At 75.0% G+C, this 16806-nt stretch carries 14 protein-coding genes; 9 read left to right on the plus strand and 5 right to left on the minus strand.

The window, feature by feature from the left end:
• The first annotated feature begins 12 nt into the window (after nucleotides 1–12).
• The gene (locus tag ACFVHV_RS17000; protein ID WP_380351855.1) at nucleotides 13–849 is read left to right on the plus strand and encodes a helix-turn-helix transcriptional regulator; all 837 of its coding nucleotides are present in this window, start codon (nucleotides 13–15) and stop codon (nucleotides 847–849) included.
• 183 nt (nucleotides 850–1032) lie between these two features.
• On the plus strand, nucleotides 1033–1938 hold the full coding sequence (locus ACFVHV_RS17005) for a neutral zinc metallopeptidase (protein WP_380351821.1): 906 nt from the start codon (nucleotides 1033–1035) through the stop codon (nucleotides 1936–1938).
• A gap of 62 nt (nucleotides 1939–2000) precedes the next feature.
• Here the strand turns inward: ACFVHV_RS17005 and ACFVHV_RS17010 are convergent, their stop codons facing one another.
• The gene (locus ACFVHV_RS17010) at nucleotides 2001–2990 is read right to left on the minus strand and encodes a LysR family transcriptional regulator (RefSeq protein WP_380351822.1); all 990 of its coding nucleotides are present in this window, start codon (nucleotides 2988–2990) and stop codon (nucleotides 2001–2003) included.
• A 67-nt stretch (nucleotides 2991–3057) separates the two neighbouring features.
• Here ACFVHV_RS17010 and ACFVHV_RS17015 point away from each other — a divergent pair, with 67 nt between their 5' ends.
• The 3 genes from ACFVHV_RS17015 (at nucleotide 3058) to ACFVHV_RS17025 (ending at nucleotide 7115) form a co-directional block, all read left to right on the plus strand.
• A complete protein-coding gene (locus ACFVHV_RS17015) occupies nucleotides 3058–3519 on the plus strand; it encodes a hypothetical protein (protein ID WP_359906441.1) in 462 nt (153 codons plus the stop codon).
• Nucleotides 3512–5149 (plus strand): multicopper oxidase family protein, encoded by a 1638-nt coding sequence (locus ACFVHV_RS17020; RefSeq protein ID WP_380351824.1) that lies wholly within the window; start codon nucleotides 3512–3514, stop codon nucleotides 5147–5149. Before ACFVHV_RS17015 ends, ACFVHV_RS17020 begins: the two co-directional genes overlap by 8 nt.
• A 328-nt stretch (nucleotides 5150–5477) precedes the next feature.
• Nucleotides 5478–7115 carry an alkaline phosphatase D family protein gene (locus tag ACFVHV_RS17025; RefSeq protein ID WP_380351856.1) on the plus strand — a complete coding sequence of 546 codons (1638 nt, stop codon included), beginning with the start codon at nucleotides 5478–5480 and terminating at the stop codon, nucleotides 7113–7115.
• Between the two features lie 56 nt (nucleotides 7116–7171).
• Here ACFVHV_RS17025 and ACFVHV_RS17030 read toward each other — a convergent pair whose 3' ends face one another.
• Nucleotides 7172–8332 carry an ATP-binding protein gene (locus ACFVHV_RS17030; RefSeq protein ID WP_380351826.1) on the minus strand — a complete coding sequence of 387 codons (1161 nt, stop codon included), beginning with the start codon at nucleotides 8330–8332 and terminating at the stop codon, nucleotides 7172–7174.
• A gap of 310 nt (nucleotides 8333–8642) precedes the next feature.
• Nucleotides 8643–9395 carry a histone-like nucleoid-structuring protein Lsr2 gene (locus tag ACFVHV_RS17035; RefSeq protein ID WP_380351828.1) on the minus strand — a complete coding sequence of 251 codons (753 nt, stop codon included), beginning with the start codon at nucleotides 9393–9395 and terminating at the stop codon, nucleotides 8643–8645.
• Between the two features lie 170 nt (nucleotides 9396–9565).
• Here ACFVHV_RS17035 and ACFVHV_RS17040 point away from each other — a divergent pair, with 170 nt between their 5' ends.
• The gene (locus tag ACFVHV_RS17040; RefSeq protein ID WP_380351829.1) at nucleotides 9566–10378 is read left to right on the plus strand and encodes a hypothetical protein; all 813 of its coding nucleotides are present in this window, start codon (nucleotides 9566–9568) and stop codon (nucleotides 10376–10378) included.
• Between the two features lie 85 nt (nucleotides 10379–10463).
• On the opposite strand, the gene ACFVHV_RS17045 is transcribed toward ACFVHV_RS17040, so the two are convergent.
• Complete coding sequence (locus ACFVHV_RS17045; RefSeq protein ID WP_380351831.1) at nucleotides 10464–11702, minus strand: cytochrome P450; 1239 nt, start codon at nucleotides 11700–11702, stop codon at nucleotides 10464–10466.
• Nucleotides 11703–12027: 325 nt separating this feature from the next.
• Between ACFVHV_RS17045 and ACFVHV_RS17050 the strand changes: the two genes are divergently transcribed.
• Nucleotides 12028–12768, plus strand: coding sequence for a transcriptional regulator (locus ACFVHV_RS17050; RefSeq protein WP_380351833.1), 741 nt, complete (start codon nucleotides 12028–12030; stop codon nucleotides 12766–12768).
• 158 nt (nucleotides 12769–12926) lie between these two features.
• On the opposite strand, the gene ACFVHV_RS17055 is transcribed toward ACFVHV_RS17050, so the two are convergent.
• A complete protein-coding gene (locus ACFVHV_RS17055) occupies nucleotides 12927–14423 on the minus strand; it encodes an alpha/beta hydrolase family protein (protein WP_380351835.1) in 1497 nt (498 codons plus the stop codon).
• Between the two features lie 456 nt (nucleotides 14424–14879).
• On the opposite strand from ACFVHV_RS17055, the gene ACFVHV_RS17060 reads away from it, so the two are divergent.
• Together ACFVHV_RS17060 and ACFVHV_RS17065 are read left to right on the plus strand one after the other, a co-directional pair.
• Nucleotides 14880–16049, plus strand: a complete 1170-nt coding sequence (locus ACFVHV_RS17060; RefSeq protein WP_380351836.1) for a sensor histidine kinase — start codon at nucleotides 14880–14882, stop codon at nucleotides 16047–16049.
• Nucleotides 16046–16708 (plus strand): response regulator transcription factor, encoded by a 663-nt coding sequence (locus ACFVHV_RS17065; protein ID WP_359906477.1) that lies wholly within the window; start codon nucleotides 16046–16048, stop codon nucleotides 16706–16708. Before ACFVHV_RS17060 ends, ACFVHV_RS17065 begins: the two co-directional genes overlap by 4 nt.
• The last annotated feature ends 98 nt before the right edge of the window (nucleotides 16709–16806 follow it).

Consider the following 16806-nt stretch of genomic DNA (forward strand, 5'->3'; position numbering starts at 1 on the left):
GCTGGGGGCATGATCGACCGAGCGGCACTGGCCGACTTCCTCACCCGTACCCGGGCCCGGCTCGCCCCCGCCGACCTGGGGCTGCCGCCCGGGGTCCGGCGGCGCACACCGGGGCTGCGCCGGGAGGAGGTGGCGCAGGTGGCGGGGCTGTCGGTGGACTACTACGCGCGCCTGGAGCAGCGGCGCGGCCCGCAGCCCTCGCCGCAGCTGCTCGCGGCGCTGGCGCGGGCGCTGCGGCTGAGCGAGGACGAGCGCGACCACCTGTTCCGCCTCGCCGGGCACGAGCCGCCGCGCCGGCACGGGCCGCTCGGGCACGTGCGGCCCGGGCTGCTGCTGATCCTGGACCGGCTGCACGACACGCCCGCCCAGGTCGTCTCCGACCTCGGCGACGTCCTCGCGCAGAACCCGATGGCCACCGCCGTCTTCGGCGACGTCACCGCCCTGGCGCCCGAGCGGCGCAACCTGCTGCTGCGCTGGTTCACCGAACCGGGCGTCCGGGCGCTGTTCCCGCCCGAGGACCACGAGGACCTCGCCCGCGCCCACGTCGCCTCCCTGCGCGCCGCCCGCACCGCCCGCCCCGGGGATCGGCGCGCCGCCGAACTGCTGGAGCAACTCCTCGCCAGCGGCGAGGAGTTCACCTCCTGCTGGGAGCGCCACGAGGTCGCCCGGCGGCGCAGCGGCCGCAAGCGGGTGCTGCACCCGGTGGTGGGGCCGCTGGAGCTGGAGTGCGAGGTGCTGGCCGCCGGCGGCGAGGACCAGCTGCTGCTGGTGCACACCGCCGCGCCGGGCGGTGAGTCGGCCTCCCGTCTGGAGCTGCTGCGCGTCGTCGGCGCCCCGGCGCCCGCCTGACCGCGCCCGCCCGACCGCGCCCGGGCCGCCGGGGCAGGACCGCCGGGCGGGACCGCCGGTCGGGGCAGCCGGGACCCGCTGCGGCGCGATCCGGGGCGGGGCCCGTAGGCTGGGCCGGGCCGTCGACGGTACAGACCGTCACCAGTAGGGCGGAACGCGACAGAAGCGGGCAGGCAGGGGCACATGCAGTTCGACGACCAGGGCGACCTCGATACCTCGCAGGTGGACGACCGGCGCGGCATCCCGGGCGGGAAGATCGCCATCGGGGGCGGGGCCCTGGGCCTGATCGCGGTGCTGTTCGCCGTCGTCCTCGGGGTCGACCCGCAGCTGCTGGGCCTGTCCTCCGGCTCCGGCTCCTCCTCCAACTCCTCCGGCGTGCGCACCGCCGGCGAGGCGCAGCAGGCCTGCAAGACCGGGGCGGACGCCAACAAGCGCCAGGACTGCCGGATCGTGGCGGTCACCAACAGCCTCCAGGAGTTCTGGCGCACCGAGCTGCCGCGCGCCGCCAAGGTCCCGTACAAGAACGCCGAGACGGTGCTGTTCACCGGCCAGGTCTCCACCGCCTGCGGGGCGGCGACCTCGGCGGTGGGCCCGTTCTACTGCCCCGGCGACAAGAAGGCCTACGTCGACCTGGGCTTCTTCAACGAGCTGTCCGCCCGTTTCGGCGCCAAGGGCGGCCCGTTCGCCGAGTCCTACGTCGTCGCCCACGAGTACGGCCACCACATCCAGAACCTCACCGGCGCCATGCAGAAGGTCGGCAACGACCGCCAGGGCGCCACCAGCGGCTCGGTGCGCCTGGAGCTGCAGGCCGACTGCTACGCCGGGGTGTGGGCGCACCACGCGACGACCACCCCGCAGCCCTCCACCGGCCGTCCGCTGATCGCCTCGCTCACCGACCAGGACATCGCCCAGGGCCTGGACGCGGCGGCGGCGGTCGGCGACGACCGGATCCAGCAGCAGGCCACCGGGCGGATCAACCCGGAGGCCTGGACGCACGGTTCCGCCGAGCAGCGCAAGGCCTGGTTCACCACCGGCTACCGCAGCGGCGACTTCGCCCAGTGCGACACCTTCTCGGCCGCGAAGCTGTAGCGGCACTCGAACGGGGCAGGCGGTCAGAAGCCGCCGTCCGCCCGCCGTCCGCCTGCCGGCCGTCAGAAGCCGCCGGCAGCCCGCCCGCCGGCCTCTGTCCGACCGCCGCCCGCCCAGTCCCAGCCCGCGATCGCCTCGCGCAGCAGCCGGGCGCCGGCGGGCAGGCGGGCCCGCGCGTCCCAGAACAGGGTCAGGGAGCGCCGGCAGTCGGGGCTGTCGACGCCGACCCACACCAGCGGCAGGCGGGTGGCGGTGCGCCGGGCGACGGCGGGCACCAGGCCGATGCCCAGGCCCGCGCTGATCAGTTCGGCGATGGCGCCGGCCTCGTCGCTCTCGCAGACGATCCGCGGCACCAGCCCGCGGGCGGCGAACAGCCGGTCCAGCAGGCGGCGTTGCCAGTGGCCGGGGCGGGCGGCGATGAACGGGCGTTCGGCGAGCTCCTCGACGCCCACCGAGGTGCGGCCGGCCAGCGGGTCGCCCACCGGGACGGCCAGCCCCACCTCCTCGTCCAGCAGCGGCACCGACTCCAGGCCCTCGGCGGCGACGGGCTGGGAGAAGACGGCGAGGTCGACGTCCTGGGCCCGCAGCCGCCGCGCCGCCTCCTGCGCGGACAGCTGGTGCAGCTCGATCTCCACCCCCGGGTGGCCGCGCTTGAACGCCGCCAGCGGCCCGCTGAAGGCCAGGAACGTCTCCGAGGCCAGGCGCACCGTGCCCAGTCCCTGCCCGGCGGCCTCCGCCACCGCCCGTCGGCCCGCCTCCAGTTCACCGAGCGAACGCTCCGCGTAGCCGCGGAACAGGTGCCCGGCCGCGTTCAGCCGCAGCCGCCCGCCCCGCTCGAACAGCGGGGTGCCCAGCTCGGCCTCCAGCCGGGCGATGGAGCGGCTCAACGACGGCTGGGCGACGCGCAGTTCCTCGGCGGCCCGGCTCAGGTGCTCCAGCCGCGCCACCGCCAGGAACTGCGCGAGCGTGTTCAGGTCCACCGGCGCCCCCATGCCCGAGGCGTCATAACGCCATAGCAATATTGATCTTAGACAGGATAACCGGACGGTCATAGCGTCATGGGCGGGGCCGCGCACCGGCACACAGCGCGGCCCGGCAACGGTTCGAGGAAGGACGCCCATGGCCATCGCCGCCGACAGGACCCCACCGGAGCCGAGGGCCCGGTCCGCCGCGGGGGAGCGGACCGGGCCCGCCGGACGGACCCTGCGCGCCCTGGCCGCCGCCCACACCGCCGCCGTCTTCGGCCAGCCCGTCTTCGCCGGCGTCTACCTCAGCGGCGACTACGACGCCCTCTCCTGGCACGCCGCCGGCGCCAACGCCGTCACCTCCCTCGGCTACCTCCAGCTGATCGCCGCCCTCGTGGTGTGGATCCGGCTGCGCCGCGGCTGGCCGGCGGCCGCCACCCTCGCCGTCGTCGCGGCCGAGACCGTCCAGTACTTCGCCGGACGCGACGGCGCCCTGTGGCTGCACCTGCCCCTGGGCGTGGCCACCATCGCCGCCACCGTCGTCCTCACCATCGCCCTGTGGCGCACCCCGCTGCCCGCCCGCCGCCCCGCCCGCCGGGAGGGCGACCGTGACTGAACCCCGCCCCGGCCGCCCGCTCGGCATGACCCGCCGTCAGATCCTCGGCATCGGCGGCGCGTTCGGCCTGCTCACCACCACCGGCCTCGCCACCGCCGCCACCCTCGCCCGCCGCCCCGCCACCACCGGCGCCCAACTGCGCAGCACCGCCGCCCTGCCACCCCCCTACCAGGTGCCGCTGCCGCTGCCCGCCGTCGCCAAGCCCCTGTCCACCGACGGCGGAGCCGACCGCTACGAGATCGTCCAGCGCGAGACCGACGCCGAGATCCTGCCCGGCCTCACCACCCGGCTGTGGACGTACGGCGGCACCTTCCCCGGCCCCACCATCGAGGCCCGCCGCGGCCGGCCCGTCACCGTCACCCACCGCAACGAACTGCCGGTACCCACCGTCGTCCACCTCCACGGCGGGCACACCCCCGCCGACTCCGACGGCTACCCCACCGACCTCGTCCTGCCCGCCGGCTGGCCCGAGACCCCCCACGTCATGCCCGGCATGCAGGGCGCGGACGGCATGCCGGGCATGGGCGGCGCCATGACCGACCCCCGCGCCGTCACCAGCCGCCGCACACGCGACTACACCTTCCCCAACGACCAGCGCCCCACCCTGCTCTGGTACCACGACCACCGCATGGACTTCACCGCCCCCGCCCTGTGGCGCGGCCTCGCGGGCCTGCACATCGTGCGCGACGACGCCGAGGAAGCCCTCGGCCTGCCCGCCGGCCCCCGCGAGATCCCCCTGATGATCACCGACCGCGCCTTCACCGCCGACGGCGCCCTGACCTACCCCTCCCTCGACCCCACCCTGCGCGAGCGCCCCGGCGTCACCGAACCCCACCTCGCCGGCGTCCTCGGCGACGTCGTCCTCGTCAACGGCGCCCCCTGGCCCGTCCACGAGACCGACGCCGCCCGCCACCGCCTGCGCCTGCTCAACGCCTCCAACGCCCGCCACTACGAGATCGAGGCCCGCACCGAGGACGGCCGCCGCCTCGACCTCGTCCAGGTCGGCGCCGACCAGGGCCTGCTCGCCACCCCCGTCACCCACCAGTCCCTGCCCCTGGCCCCCGCCGAACGCCACGACCTCGTCGTCGACTTCGCCGCCGCCCCCGTCGGCTCCCTGGTCCGCCTCGTCAACCGCCTCGGCACCGGCCGCACCCGCGACATCATGGCCTTCCGCATCACCCGCCGCCCCGCCGCCGACGACAGCCGCATCCCACCCGTCCTGTCGACCGACCTGCCCGAATGGAGCCGCCAGGACGCCGTGCGCACCCGCGACTTCGCCTTCCGCGCCGGCCGCATGAACGGCGGCCACGGCTGGCTGATCGGCGGCCGCCCCTTCGACCCCGCCCGCACCGACGTCACCGTCCCCCTCGGCGACACCGAGATCTGGCGCCTGATCGCCGACGTCCACCACCCCGTCCACCTCCACCTGGTGGGCTTCCGCATCCTCACCCGCGGCGGCAGGCCCGCGCTGCCCCACGACGCCGGCCTCAAGGACACCGTCTCGCTGCGCCCGGGGGAGTCCGCGGAGATCATCACCCGCTTCGACGGCTACCGCGGCCGCTACCTCTTCCACTGCCACAACGCCGAGCACGAGGACATGGGGATGATGGCCAACCTGGAAGTCGTCTGAGCGTCCGGCCCGGGCCCGCCCGCCCGAAGGCGTCCGGCCCGCGCGCCTTGACCTGCCCATTGCGCGGGCCGCACCCACCGGGCGCACGGGCGGGTGCCGGGGCCCGCGGGGTGCGGGGCGGGGCCGGCCGGGGCCGGTCGGGGCCGGTCGGGACACGGCGAACGCAACCGGAATGCGGCCTTCCGTCCGGTTCGGGGTGAAGTGCCGGACCTTCACCGCTCTCCCACCGGATGATCACTCTGCTGCCGTGATCCCGACCCCCGCCGTACGGGGCGGTCCACTCCAATTCCCTTCGCACACCCCCGAGCTGCGAAAGGCCACCACGCCGATGACCCGCCCCGCCGACCACCCCACGCCCGACCGGATGCTGCGCGAGGCCGCCGCCCGCCTGGACCGGCGCCGCTTCCTGACCGTCACCTCGGCCGCCGCCGCGCTCGCCTTCGGCGTCAACCTGCCCTCCGCGCACGCCGCCGACAACGAGATCGCCCCGCGCGCCATCGGCGACAACCCCTTCACCCTCGGCGTGGCTTCCGGCGACGCCACCCCCGAGGCCGTCGTGCTGTGGACCCGCCTGGCCCCGCGCCCCCTGGAGCCCGGCGCCGGCCTGCCGCCCACCGGCTCGGTCAAGGTCGCCTGGGAGATCGCCCGCGACGAGAAGTTCCGCCGCGTCGAGCGCCGCGGCACCGCCCGCGCCCACGCCGAGTTCAACTACGCCCTCCACGTCGACGTCGACGACCTCGACGCCGGACGCGAGTACTGGTACCGCTTCACCGTCGGCTCCTGGTCCAGCCCCGTCGGCCGCACCCGCACCGCCCCGCCGCGCGGCCGGAAGCTCGACAGCGCCCGCATCGCCCTCGTCTCCTGCCAGGCCTACGAGGACGGCTACTTCACCGCCTACCGCCACCTCGCGAACGAGGACCTGGACGCCGTCTTCCACGTCGGCGACTACATCTACGAATACGGCATCGACGCCGCCGGCGGCGACCGCAAGTACACCGACCGCACCCTCGCGGCCCACTTCAACCACGAGACCACCACCCTGGAGGACTACCGGCTGCGCTACTCCCTCTACAAGAACGACCCCGACCTCCAGGCCGCGCACGCCGCCCACCCCTGGTACGTCACCTGGGACGACCACGAGGTGGAGAACAACTACGCCGCCGGCATCCCGGAGAAGAACCAGGACCCGGCCCCCTTCGTCGCCCGCCGCGCCGCCGCCTACCGCGCCTACTGGGAGAACCAGCCGCTGCGCATGCCCCAGCCGCACGGCACCGAACTGACCCTCTACCGGCGCGTCCACTTCGGCCAGCTCGCCCAGTTCGACATCCTCGACACCCGCCAGTACCGCGACGACCAGGCCAACGGCGACGGCTGGCAGTACCCCACCCCGGAGTCCGACGCCGCCGGACGCACCCTGATGGGCGCCACCCAGGAACGCTGGTTCGCCGAGGGCCTGCGCCGCTCCAGGGCCACCTGGAACGTCGTGCCCCAGCAGGTCGTCTTCTCCCGCCGCAAGAACACCACCGCCGAGCGCTCCAAGCTCTCCATGGACGCCTGGGACGGCTACCCGGCCGCCCGCGAGCGCTTCCTGCAGGCCGTCGACCGCTCCGGCGTCAAGAACCTCGTGCTGCTCACCGGCGACGTGCACGTGGCCTACGCCCTGGACGTCAAGCGCAACTTCGACGACCCCGGCTCCCGCACCGTGGGCGTGGAGTTCGTCGGCACCTCGATCAGCAGCGACGGCGACGGCGAGGAGAAGCCCTCCAACTGGAACAACCTCATGTCGGCCAACCCGCACATGAAGTTCTACGACGGGCGCCGCGGCTACACCGTCCTCACCCTGGACCGCCACCGCGTCCGCGCCGACTACCGGGTGGTCTCCCACATCACCCGCCCCGGCGGCACCCTGTCCACCGCCGCCTCCTTCACCACCGAGGCCGGCAACCCGGGCATCCGCCCCGCCTGACACCTTGTCGAACGCCCCGGCCCCGCCGCTTCGAGGGAGGCGGCGGGGCCGGGTGCTCAGGTGCCGTGGACGAGGCGGCCGAGGACGGCCGCGGCCTGCTCCGGGTGCTGCTCCAGCCAGGTGCCCAGGTGGTCCCGGACGGCCTGCGCGACGCAGGCACGCACGGTGTCGTCGCCGAGCACGTCCCAGGTGGAGCCGTGGAACTCGGGAGCGTCGAGCTTCACCGACACGACCGCCGTCAGGCCCGCGCAGACCTGCTCGGCGGTCAGGACGGGGTCCGGCGCGGCCGACAGGAGCCCCTTGCGCGCATACGCGTCGAGCGCGGCCGCCACCCCGTCCCGGAAGCCCGCCTCGTGCGTGCCACCGCGCGGCGTGGGCCGGCCGTTGGCGAAACTCCGGATCCTCTCCTCGCCGCGACCGCGCCACCGCCAGGCCGCTTCCACCGTCCCCGCCATCCGCGGGTCCTCGCCCTCGAAGCCGATGATGTCCGTGGAAGCGGGTGCCGCGTCCCGGTCGTCGAGGAGGGCGACGAAGTCCCGTGTCCCGCCGGGGAAGCGCAACCGGACCGACCGCGGCTCGCCCGGGCCGCGCCGGTCGGTCAGCGAGATGTCCAGGACCCGGTTCAGCAGGGCCAGTTCCCTGAAGCGGTCCGCCAGTTCACCGAACGAGCACTCGGCCGCACCGAAGATCCCGGTGTCCGGCCAGAAGGTGATGACGGTCCCGCTGCCGGTCGCCGGGCCCGCCTCGGTGGGCGGGGCGACCGCGACACCGCGCTCGAACACCTGCTCCCAGCGGACCCCCTCGCGCCGCACCTCGGCGGTCAGCCGGCTCGACAGGGCGTTGGTGACGGTGGGCCCGACGCCGTTGTAGCCGAGCATCACGTCGTGGCGGCCGCCGCGGATCCCCGCTCCGGCGTGCATACGGGTCAGCAGGGCTCCGAGGCCGGGCTCGCCGGCAGCCCCCTCGTCGTGGACGGGAACGCCCGGGCCGTCGTCCGCGACGCACACGCCACCGTCGGACCCGAGCGTGATCTCGACGCGGCCGGCGCGGCCCGCCAGGACCTCCTTCACCGCCCGGTCGGCGACCTCGAACACCATCTGGTGCAGGCCGCGTTCACCGGTCGAGCCGATGTACATCCCGGGCCGCCTGCGAATGGCTTCCCACCCCTCCAGCACCTGGATGCGGGCGGCGTCGTAACTGCTGGATTCCTGGCACACGGTGTCCCCTCCGAAGGTGTCCCGGCAGAACTCCACAGCCTAGGCGAATTTCGGAATAACACCAGGTCAGAGCCCTTTTGATGAGGGCGTGGACGGCCGCGTGGGCGCCTGCCGGCAGGCGCCCGCCCCAGGGATCCCGGACGGCCACCGAGGTGCGGCCAGGGCGCCGTTGAGGCCGCGCACGAGGCCAGTTCGGGCACCACCGAGGGTCGCCGATTCACTCTTTTTCCGTGCGCCGCACACCACCGGGTGCCACGGCCGACGGCTGCACCGCCTCGCCGCCGCGCCATCGGCGGGGCGGCGGGGCCGCTCACCGCCGGGACGCCTCGTAGGCCTCGCGGACGGTCGAGGGGACGCGTCCGCGGTCGTTGACGAGGAAGCCGTGGGCGCGGGCCCAGCGGCGGATCGGCTCGTCCTGCGGCCGGGGGTCGGGCTCGCGGGAGGCGGCGGGCCTGCCGGGGCCGGTCCAATCTCCCGTGGGGGCTCCCTCCAGCCAGTCCGCCGCATGGTGGAAGAACGCGGACAGCGAGGCGTACACGCCCTCCTCGGGGCAGTACGCCTCCGCCCACGTGCCGACGGCTCCGGTGGCCGTGTCCAGGAACGTCCCGTAGAGCCCGTCGCGCTCCGCGGCGACCGGCACCCAGGTACGGCGCCAGAACGGGCAGTCGGGGTCCTCGGACGGTTCCGCCTCCTCCAGGGCCGTCCGGCTGAGGTGGACCCGCTGGATGTCCGTCAGGCCGAGCAGGATGTGGCCGCCGGGCAGGGGCACGGCGCAGGCCCGCGTCACCAGGCACGAGGGCATGTCGGGCTGCGTGCCGGCGTCGATGCCGTTCACCAGCAGCCACTGCCGCAACTCCTGCGGCAGCGTCAGGCCCATGCGCCGTTCGGCCCGGTCGACGTCCTCCCGGCTCGCCGGGCCGCCGAGGGAGGCGAAGACCGCCGGGTCGTGCCGCTCCAGCCACCCCGTCACCCGGCCCCACGCCCGCCGTACGTCGTCTCCCGGCCCGTGCGCCGCCCCGTGCGCCGGAGTTCCGGCCGTGTGCGATTCCTGCTGGTCATCCATGGGACGACCGTACGCGGGGCCACCGACAGGGCCGGTCGGACGCCCGACCGGGGAGGTTTCGGCATCGATCGGCCGGTTTGTGATCACGGTTCGGCGACCTTCCGTCGGCCGGTGAATAAATCGGTCCTCCCGGCTCCCCGGCAGCGGTAGGTTTCCCGACGCACATATTCGTGACCGTCACGGGGGATTTCACCATTTCCACTCAGTCTGCCGAGCTGCCCGAGAGCGCTGCGCCCACCGAGCCCGCCTCCGAGGCCCCGGCACCCGGCCCGGGCCTGCCCGGCTACGGCGAGGGGCAGCTCAGCTGCCGGCACTGCGGATCCGTCCCGGCCGTGGACGCGACCTTCCGCGGGCACCTGGGCCTCATCATCATCCTGAAGTACCTGAAGACCCGGGGGCCGTTCTGCCGCAGCTGCGGCATCGCCACCCACCGCGAGATGACCTCCGACAGCCTCTGGCAGGGCTGGTGGGGCATCCCCTCGATGATCGTCAACCCGATCATCATGCTGATCAACATCCCGCAGCGCCTGAAGGTCGACAAGCTGGCGGAGCCGCTGCCCGGCGCGCCCCGCCCGCCGATGGACCCCGGCAAGCCGGTGTACCTGCGGCCCACGATCCTCGGCGTGCTCATCCCGGCGCTGCTGATCACGGTGATCTACCTCGTCGCGAAGCGCGACCCCGAGTTCGCCAAGGCCGGCGACTGCATCCACAACAACAACCCGATCGCCGCCGCCCTGCCCGGCCTCGTCGACAAGAACCCCGACGTCGAAGTGGTGCCCTGCTCCGACCCCAAGGCCGAGGCCCGCGTCGTGGGCCGCGAGGAGGACACCGACGACGGCGAGGCCGCGTGCAGGAAGTTCTCCACCGCCGACGGCTACTTCACCTACAAGCGCAGCAGCACCAAGTACACCCTCTGCCTGCAGAGCCTGGAGACCCCGAAGCAGACGAGGCCGACCACGATCTTCGGCCCCGTGAACCCGTGACCCCGTAGTCCTTCCTCGGCCGGTTCCCGGGCCGGCCGGCCCGTACCGCAACGACCGTGCGCACAACGGGCGTTCGCGGCAGAGGTCAGGCGGCCGGGGCGGGCGTGGGGACGATCCAGAGCTCGGACGGGCCGTTGATGATGACGGACTCCAACCGGGCCGGCGCCGCCCTGGACGGGTCCAGGACGGCGCCCGGGTAGGCGCCGAAGAGCCCCTCCAGGGCCACTTCGGCCTCCAGGCGGGCCAGCGGCGCGCCCAGGCAGAAGTGCGGCCCGTGGCCGAAGGACAGGTGCTCCTTGTCGGGGCGCGTCGGGTCGAAGTCGTCCGGCCGCTGCGGGTGGACCTCCGGGTCCCGGCCGGCCGCGCCGAAGCCGAGCAGGATCGGCTCGCCCCGCCGGACGACCACGCCCTCGCCGAGGTCGATGTCCTCCAGCGGGTAGCGCAGCGGGATGTGCATCACCGGGCTCTCGTGGCGCAGGGTCTCCTCGATGACGTCCCCCCAGCCGAGGCCGCCCTCGCGGACCCGGGCCAGGTGGCCGGGGTGGGTGAGGAGCGCCTGGACGGCGCTGGTGATGAGGTTGACCGCGGTCTCGTACCCGGCGCCCAGCATCAGGAAGAGGATGTCGCGGGACTCCTCCTCGCTGCGGCCCGTCCCGTCGCCGGTGTCGACGGCGGCCACGTCGGTGGCGAGGTCGGGCCCGGGGGAGCGCCGTTTGAGCTCCAGCAGGTCGGTCAGCACCACGTTGATCGCCGCCCGGGAGGCGGTCATCCGCTCGGCCGTGGCCGTCGTCGTCAGCAGGGCGTCCATCGACGTGCCGATCCGCGGCCGCATGTCGGCGGGCACGCCGAAGAGGTCGCAGATCACCGTCATGGTCAGCGGGAGCGACAGGGCCCGGCGGACGTCCACGGCCTCGCCGGGACCCAGGCCGCGGAACGCGCCGACGAGGGCGGCGGTCGTCGCCTCGATCCGGGGCCGCAGCCCGGACACCCGGCGGGGCGAGAAGGAGGGCGCCATCTGCCGTCGTGCCGAGCGGTGTTCGCGGCCGTAGAGGTTGAAGAAGTTCTGCTGGAACGCGATCGGCCCCATCGGCCACCCCTCGGGCACCGAGGCCAGGCCGGGCCAGTGCCTGCGCGGGTCGCGGGAGATCCGGGGATCGCCGGTCAGGGCGCGGATCACCGAGCTGCGGGTCACGGACCAGGCGATGATGCCGCCGGGGAGTTCGACCCGTACGGCGGGTCCGGCGGCGCGCAGCTCCGCGTTCTGCTGGTGGACGCGCCGGGCGGTCATGTCCAGCACCGGGCAGCGGCTGTCGTCTGGAGCCATGGCATTGCTCCTCACGAGCTCTCAGGAACTCAGGAACTCAGGAACTCAGGAACTCAGGAACTCTCGGGACCTGTCGGGAAATCGGGAACTCTCAGGAACTCTCGGGACCTGTCGGGCCCGCCCCGGTGGACGGTGGTGCCCCGCGGCGGGGCCGGCCTGTCCGGGGCCGGTGCTCCGTTGCGGATCGGGGCCTGTGCTCCGTTGTAGAGGGGCGCGGCACGGCCGTCAACGGGGCATCGGCCCGTCCGGCGCACCGCCCCGGCGCACCCCCGGCTCACCCCCGGCGCACCTTCGAATCCCGCCCGCCCCGCTCCCGCAGAGCCCGGTGGGTGAGCACCGCCCCCGCCGCGGACAGCACCGCCAGGACGACCCCCAGGACGTGCAGGGCCCCGGTGAACCCGGCCGCCAGCGCCTCCCGCCGGGCCGGGTCCACCTGCCCCTGGACGGCCCGCCGCGCCGGGCGGCGGGCGGGGCGGCGGGGCGTTCGGCGGGGCGGGCGGTGGGCCGGACGGCGGGGCGCTCGGAGGCGCTGCGCCCGGCGCTGTGGCGGGTGGTCGAGGCGATGGCGGACACCCCCGCCCTGGTCATGAACGACCGCAACGACGTGCTGGTTTGGAACCGGATGGCCGCCGCGCTGATCGCCGACTTCCCCCGTCTGCCGCCGCGCGAACGGAACATGGCCCGCCGGCTCTTCCTCGACCCGGACGCGCGCGAGGTCCACCTCGACTGGGCGGAGGCCGCCCGCACCACCGTCGGCATCCTGCGGATGGCCGCCGGGCGACGGCCGCACGATCCCGAACTCGTCCGCCTGCTCGGTGAACTCTCCCTCGGCAGCCAGGAGTTCCGCACCCTGTGGGCCGGGCGCCATGTGCACGAGAAGAGCCACGGCCGCAAGCGCTTCCACCATCCGGCCGTCGGGGAGGTCGCCCTCGACTACGAGACCTTCCGTGCCCCCGGCACCGCGCACCACCTGCTGGTCGTCTACACGGCCGCGCCCGGCAGCCGGGCCGAGGAGGCGCTCGGCCTCCTCGGCGCGCTCACGGCCGAACCGGTCGCCCGGCACTGAGCGGGCCGCCCGGCTCGTTCACCCGTACGGCGCTGAACCACCCGGCACCGGGCCGGCGCTGAACCACCCGGCACCGGGCCGGCGCTGAACCACCCGTCACCGGGCCGGCGCTGAACCACCCGTCACCGGGCCGACGCCGGGCCGCCCGTCACCCGGCCTCACCCATGGCCGCCCGGGCGGTGGACGCTCAGGTCGCCGTAGGCCCGCAGGGCGCCAGCCGGGTCGCCGGGCTGGTCCCGCAGAACGGCGTCCAGGAAGGCGAGGGTGGCCGCGGCGACGACGCGCGGGCTCTCGGTGCGGCCCAGGGAGCCGACGAGCGAGGGCACGGGCGGCAGGTACAGGGGGCCGTCCATAAAGGTGAGATGTGCGGCGCCGGGGACGGTGAGCCGGTAGCTCGTCGCGGTGCTGGAGTCGAGTGCCTCGGTGAGGCGGGGCAGGTAGCGCGGGTCGGTTCCCGGGGTGAGGGCCTGGGTGAGTGCGAGCGTGGGCCGGTCGAGGGCGGGTGTGGTGGGGCCGTGGGGGTAGCCGTCCAGGTCGAGGACGGCGGCGAAGCGGCGGTCCTGCCGGGCCGCCTGCAGGGCGGCGGCGCCGCCCATGGAGTGGCCGCTCACCGCGACCCGGCCGGTGTCCAGGCGTCCGGTCAGGGGGTCGGCGATCCCGCCCCGGTCCAGGGTGTCCAGCTGGGTGAGGACGAAGCCGAGGTCGGCGGCCCGCACCGCCGTCCAGCCGGCCGCCAGCTCGTCGTCCTTGTCCCGGTCGCCGCTGGAGGCGGTCTCGGTGGTGACCGTCCGGCCGTCGGCGAGGACGACGGCGGCGGAGTCGTACGGGTGGTCGAGGGCGGCGACCACGTAGCCGTGGCTGGCCAGTTCCTCCGCCCAGGCGGTGTTCTGGGTGCGCACCCCGCCCGACCCGGGGGAGAACAGCACGACCGGGAACCGTTCGCCACCGCCGGCCACCGGGGCGTCGAAGACCGAACGGCTGCGGGCCCGCGGAACACCGTCGACCAGGAAGCCCGGCAGGCCGACGCCGCGGGCGAGGGCCTCGGAGACGGTGCGCGCCTCGCGCTCGGTGCGTCCCAGGTACTGGGCCCGCCGCGTGCCCGCGGGGCTCTTCCGCGCCGGGTACCAGAGCTGGACCACGACGGTGCGCAGGTCGTTCGGATCGGCGGTGAAGGTCTCGGGGCGGCGCGGGTCGGTCCACTGCAGCACACGGGTGCCGACCGCGAAGGCGCCCGACGGTTCGGGGAACACGGGCACGGGAAAGGCCCAGGCGGCCACCGGGCCGGTGGCGATCAGGCCGGCGCAGGCCACCGATCCCGGCAGCGCCAGCCACCAGCGGGCCCGCCACGCCGGCCGGCCGGTACGGCGCCGGCGCCGCAGCAGGGGGGAGAGGGCGAACGGCGCCGCGAGGGCGGCGCCGGCCAGGACCGGCAGCAGCTGCCAGCGGATCCCCGTCACGGCCAGCGCGAGCGCGGACGGCACGAGGAGCGCCCCCGCCGCGATCGTCACGCGCGGGCGGGCGGCGGGGGGAAGCCAGCGCGCCGCCACCAGCGCGACGGCACCCAGCAGGGCGAGGATCTCCAGGGGGGACATGGGCAGTCCCGCGATGTTCTCGGTCACCCGGCCATGCTCGGCGCCGGGCGTGCGCCGCCGCATCGATCACGGGTCGCCGCCGTGGGCGACCGGGGTCGCAAACCGCGCAACATCCCCGTACGACCGCGGCAGCAGTCGAGCACGCCGGATCGGCGGCCGCACTGCGACCACGGGAGGTATCGGGACTCCTCCTGCGGGCGTATCCCGGCCCGGCGCGATCAGACGGTGGACGCATGTGCCGCGCGGGCCGGCGGCCTACCGTGAACAGGGCCGCGGTACGCGTACCGGGCAGCGGTCCGTGCCGGGGCGGCGGTGGCCCCGGCCGGGGCCACCATGACGCCGAATCGACAGGGACGTGCGATGAACGAGGCGGCCGCGGAACCCGGCCACGCCCACCGGGACCGGGTGCCTGTGCGGGCGCCCGTGCCTGTGCGGGCGAGGGTGCGGACGTGGTGGGCGGGCACGGCCCCACGACTGACGCAGTACGCCGACCTCGCCCGCGTACGAGCGGCGCGACCGGTGAAAGCCGCCGCACGCTGGGGCTCCCGGCTGCCGCCCGCGGTACGGGACGCGCTGCTGCCGGCGCTCCTGCTCCTCAACGCCGCGACCACGCGCCCGCCGCACGAGCTGCCGGTGGCCGTGGCCCTCACCGCCGCCCTCGCGCTGCCCCTGCTGTGGCGGCGCCGGGTCCCGCGCACGGTGTTCGCCGCGGTGGCGGCCGCGGCCCTCGTCCAGTGGCTGGCGGGAGTCCAACTGCCCGCGGACGTCGCCCTGTTGGTGGCCCTCTACACGGTGGCCGCCACCTCGGGCCGGCGCGGCACGCTCGTCGCCGGCGCCCTCGTGGAGGCGGGCGCCCTGCTGGCCTGCCTGCGCTGGGCGACGGAAGGCGCGTTCCTGACCCCGTTCGTCGCGGTCACCGCGATGGTCGTCGCCGCCGCCGTCCTCGGCGTGAACGTGCGCACCACGCGCGCCTACCTCGCGGCCCTGGAGGAACGGGCCGCCCGCCTGGAGCACGAACAGGAACAGCAGGCGCGACTGGCCGTCGCCGAGGAAAGGACGCGCATCACCCGGGAGATGCACGACATCGTCACCCACAACCTGTCCGTCATGGTCGCGCTCACCGACGCCGCCGTCTACGCCCAGCACCGGTCGCCCGACAGGGCCACCACCGCGATGCTCCAGATCTCCGAGACGGGCCGCCAGGCCCTGACCGACATGCGGCGCTCGCTGGGCGTCCTGCGCGCCGACGAACCGGACGCGCAGCGCCACCCGCTGCCCGGCATCGCCCAACTGGAGGCCCTCGCCGACCAGATGTGCGCCGCCGGACTGCCCACCCGCCTCGACGTCCACGGCAGCCGTGCCCACATCCCCGCCACCGCCCAACTCACCGTCTACCGACTGGTACAGGAAGCCTTGACCAACACCCTCAAGCACACACCCGCCGGCACCCGCGCCACGGTCCGCATCCACTGCTCGACCGCGGCCGTCACCGTGGACGTCACCGACAGCGGCCCCCGCCCGCCACAACCCGCCACTGCCATCGCCGCACCGTCCGGCCACGGCATCCCCGGCATGCGCGAGCGCTCGGCCGCCTACGGGGGGACGCTGCGGGCCGGACCGCTCCCGGGCGGCGGCTGGGGAGTCCACACCCGCCTGCTGCTCGACAGCGGCGAAGCGGCGCCCGCATGACGATCCGCATCCTGATCGCCGACGACGAAGCGCTGCTCCGCATGGCCTTCGCCACCGTCCTGGAGGCCCAGCCCGACATGGCACCGGTCGGCGAGGCCGCCGACGGCGCCCAGGCCGTACGCCTCGCCCGGGAACTGCGCCCCGACGTCGTCCTCATGGACGTCCGGATGCCCGGGACCGACGGGATCGAGGCGACCCGGCAGGTCGTCGCGGCCTCCCCGCACAGCAGGGTGCTCATCCTCACCACCTTCGACCTGGACGAGTACGCCTTCGCCGGACTCAACGCCGGAGCCTCGGGCTTCCTGCTGAAGAACGCCCGGCCCGAGGAACTGCTCACCGCGATCCGCAACGTCGCCGCGGGCGACGCGGTGATCTCCCCGCGGATCACCCGCCGCCTGCTGGAGAACCTCCGCCCGCACATCCCCGACGGCCGCAACCCCGAGCACGACGAGCGGCTGGGCCGGCTCAGCGCCCGCGAACGCGAGGTGCTCGTCCAGGTGGGCCGCGGCCTGTCCAACGCGGAGATCGCGGCCACCCTGTACCTCGCGGAGGCGACCGTGAAGTCCCACCTGGGGCGCATCCTGCAGAAACTCGAACTCCGCGACCGGATCCAGGCCGTGGTCCTCGCCCACGAAAGCCGCCTCGTCCACCCGGCCTGACCCACCACCCCGCCGCCCCGCCGGTCGTGGGGGGGGGGGCGGGGGCCCCCCCGCGCTCCGGCGCGGGGGGCGGCTGCGAGTGGTGGGCGGGCGCCGAC

Origin of the sequence: Kitasatospora sp. NPDC127116 (assembly GCF_042677365.1) — a bacterium.
Lineage (GTDB): Bacteria > Actinomycetota > Actinomycetes > Streptomycetales > Streptomycetaceae > Kitasatospora > Kitasatospora lactacystinica.

What these genes read in the sequence shown, in the direction of transcription:
- ACFVHV_RS17005 (WP_380351821.1), top strand. Translation starts at nt 1,033, where the DNA reads ATGCAGTTCGACGACCAGGGCGACCTCGATACCTCGCAGGTGGACGAC.
- ACFVHV_RS17010 (WP_380351822.1), bottom strand. Translation starts at nt 2,990, where the DNA reads ATGACCGTCCGGTTATCCTGTCTAAGATCAATATTGCTATGGCGTTAT.
- ACFVHV_RS17015 (WP_359906441.1), top strand. Translation starts at nt 3,058, where the DNA reads ATGGCCATCGCCGCCGACAGGACCCCACCGGAGCCGAGGGCCCGGTCC.
- ACFVHV_RS17025 (WP_380351856.1), top strand. Translation starts at nt 5,478, where the DNA reads ATGACCCGCCCCGCCGACCACCCCACGCCCGACCGGATGCTGCGCGAG.
- ACFVHV_RS17035 (WP_380351828.1), bottom strand. Translation starts at nt 9,395, where the DNA reads ATGGATGACCAGCAGGAATCGCACACGGCCGGAACTCCGGCGCACGGG.
- ACFVHV_RS17045 (WP_380351831.1), bottom strand. Translation starts at nt 11,702, where the DNA reads ATGGCTCCAGACGACAGCCGCTGCCCGGTGCTGGACATGACCGCCCGG.
- ACFVHV_RS17055 (WP_380351835.1), bottom strand. Translation starts at nt 14,423, where the DNA reads ATGCGGCGGCGCACGCCCGGCGCCGAGCATGGCCGGGTGACCGAGAAC.
- ACFVHV_RS17065 (WP_359906477.1), top strand. Translation starts at nt 16,046, where the DNA reads ATGACGATCCGCATCCTGATCGCCGACGACGAAGCGCTGCTCCGCATG.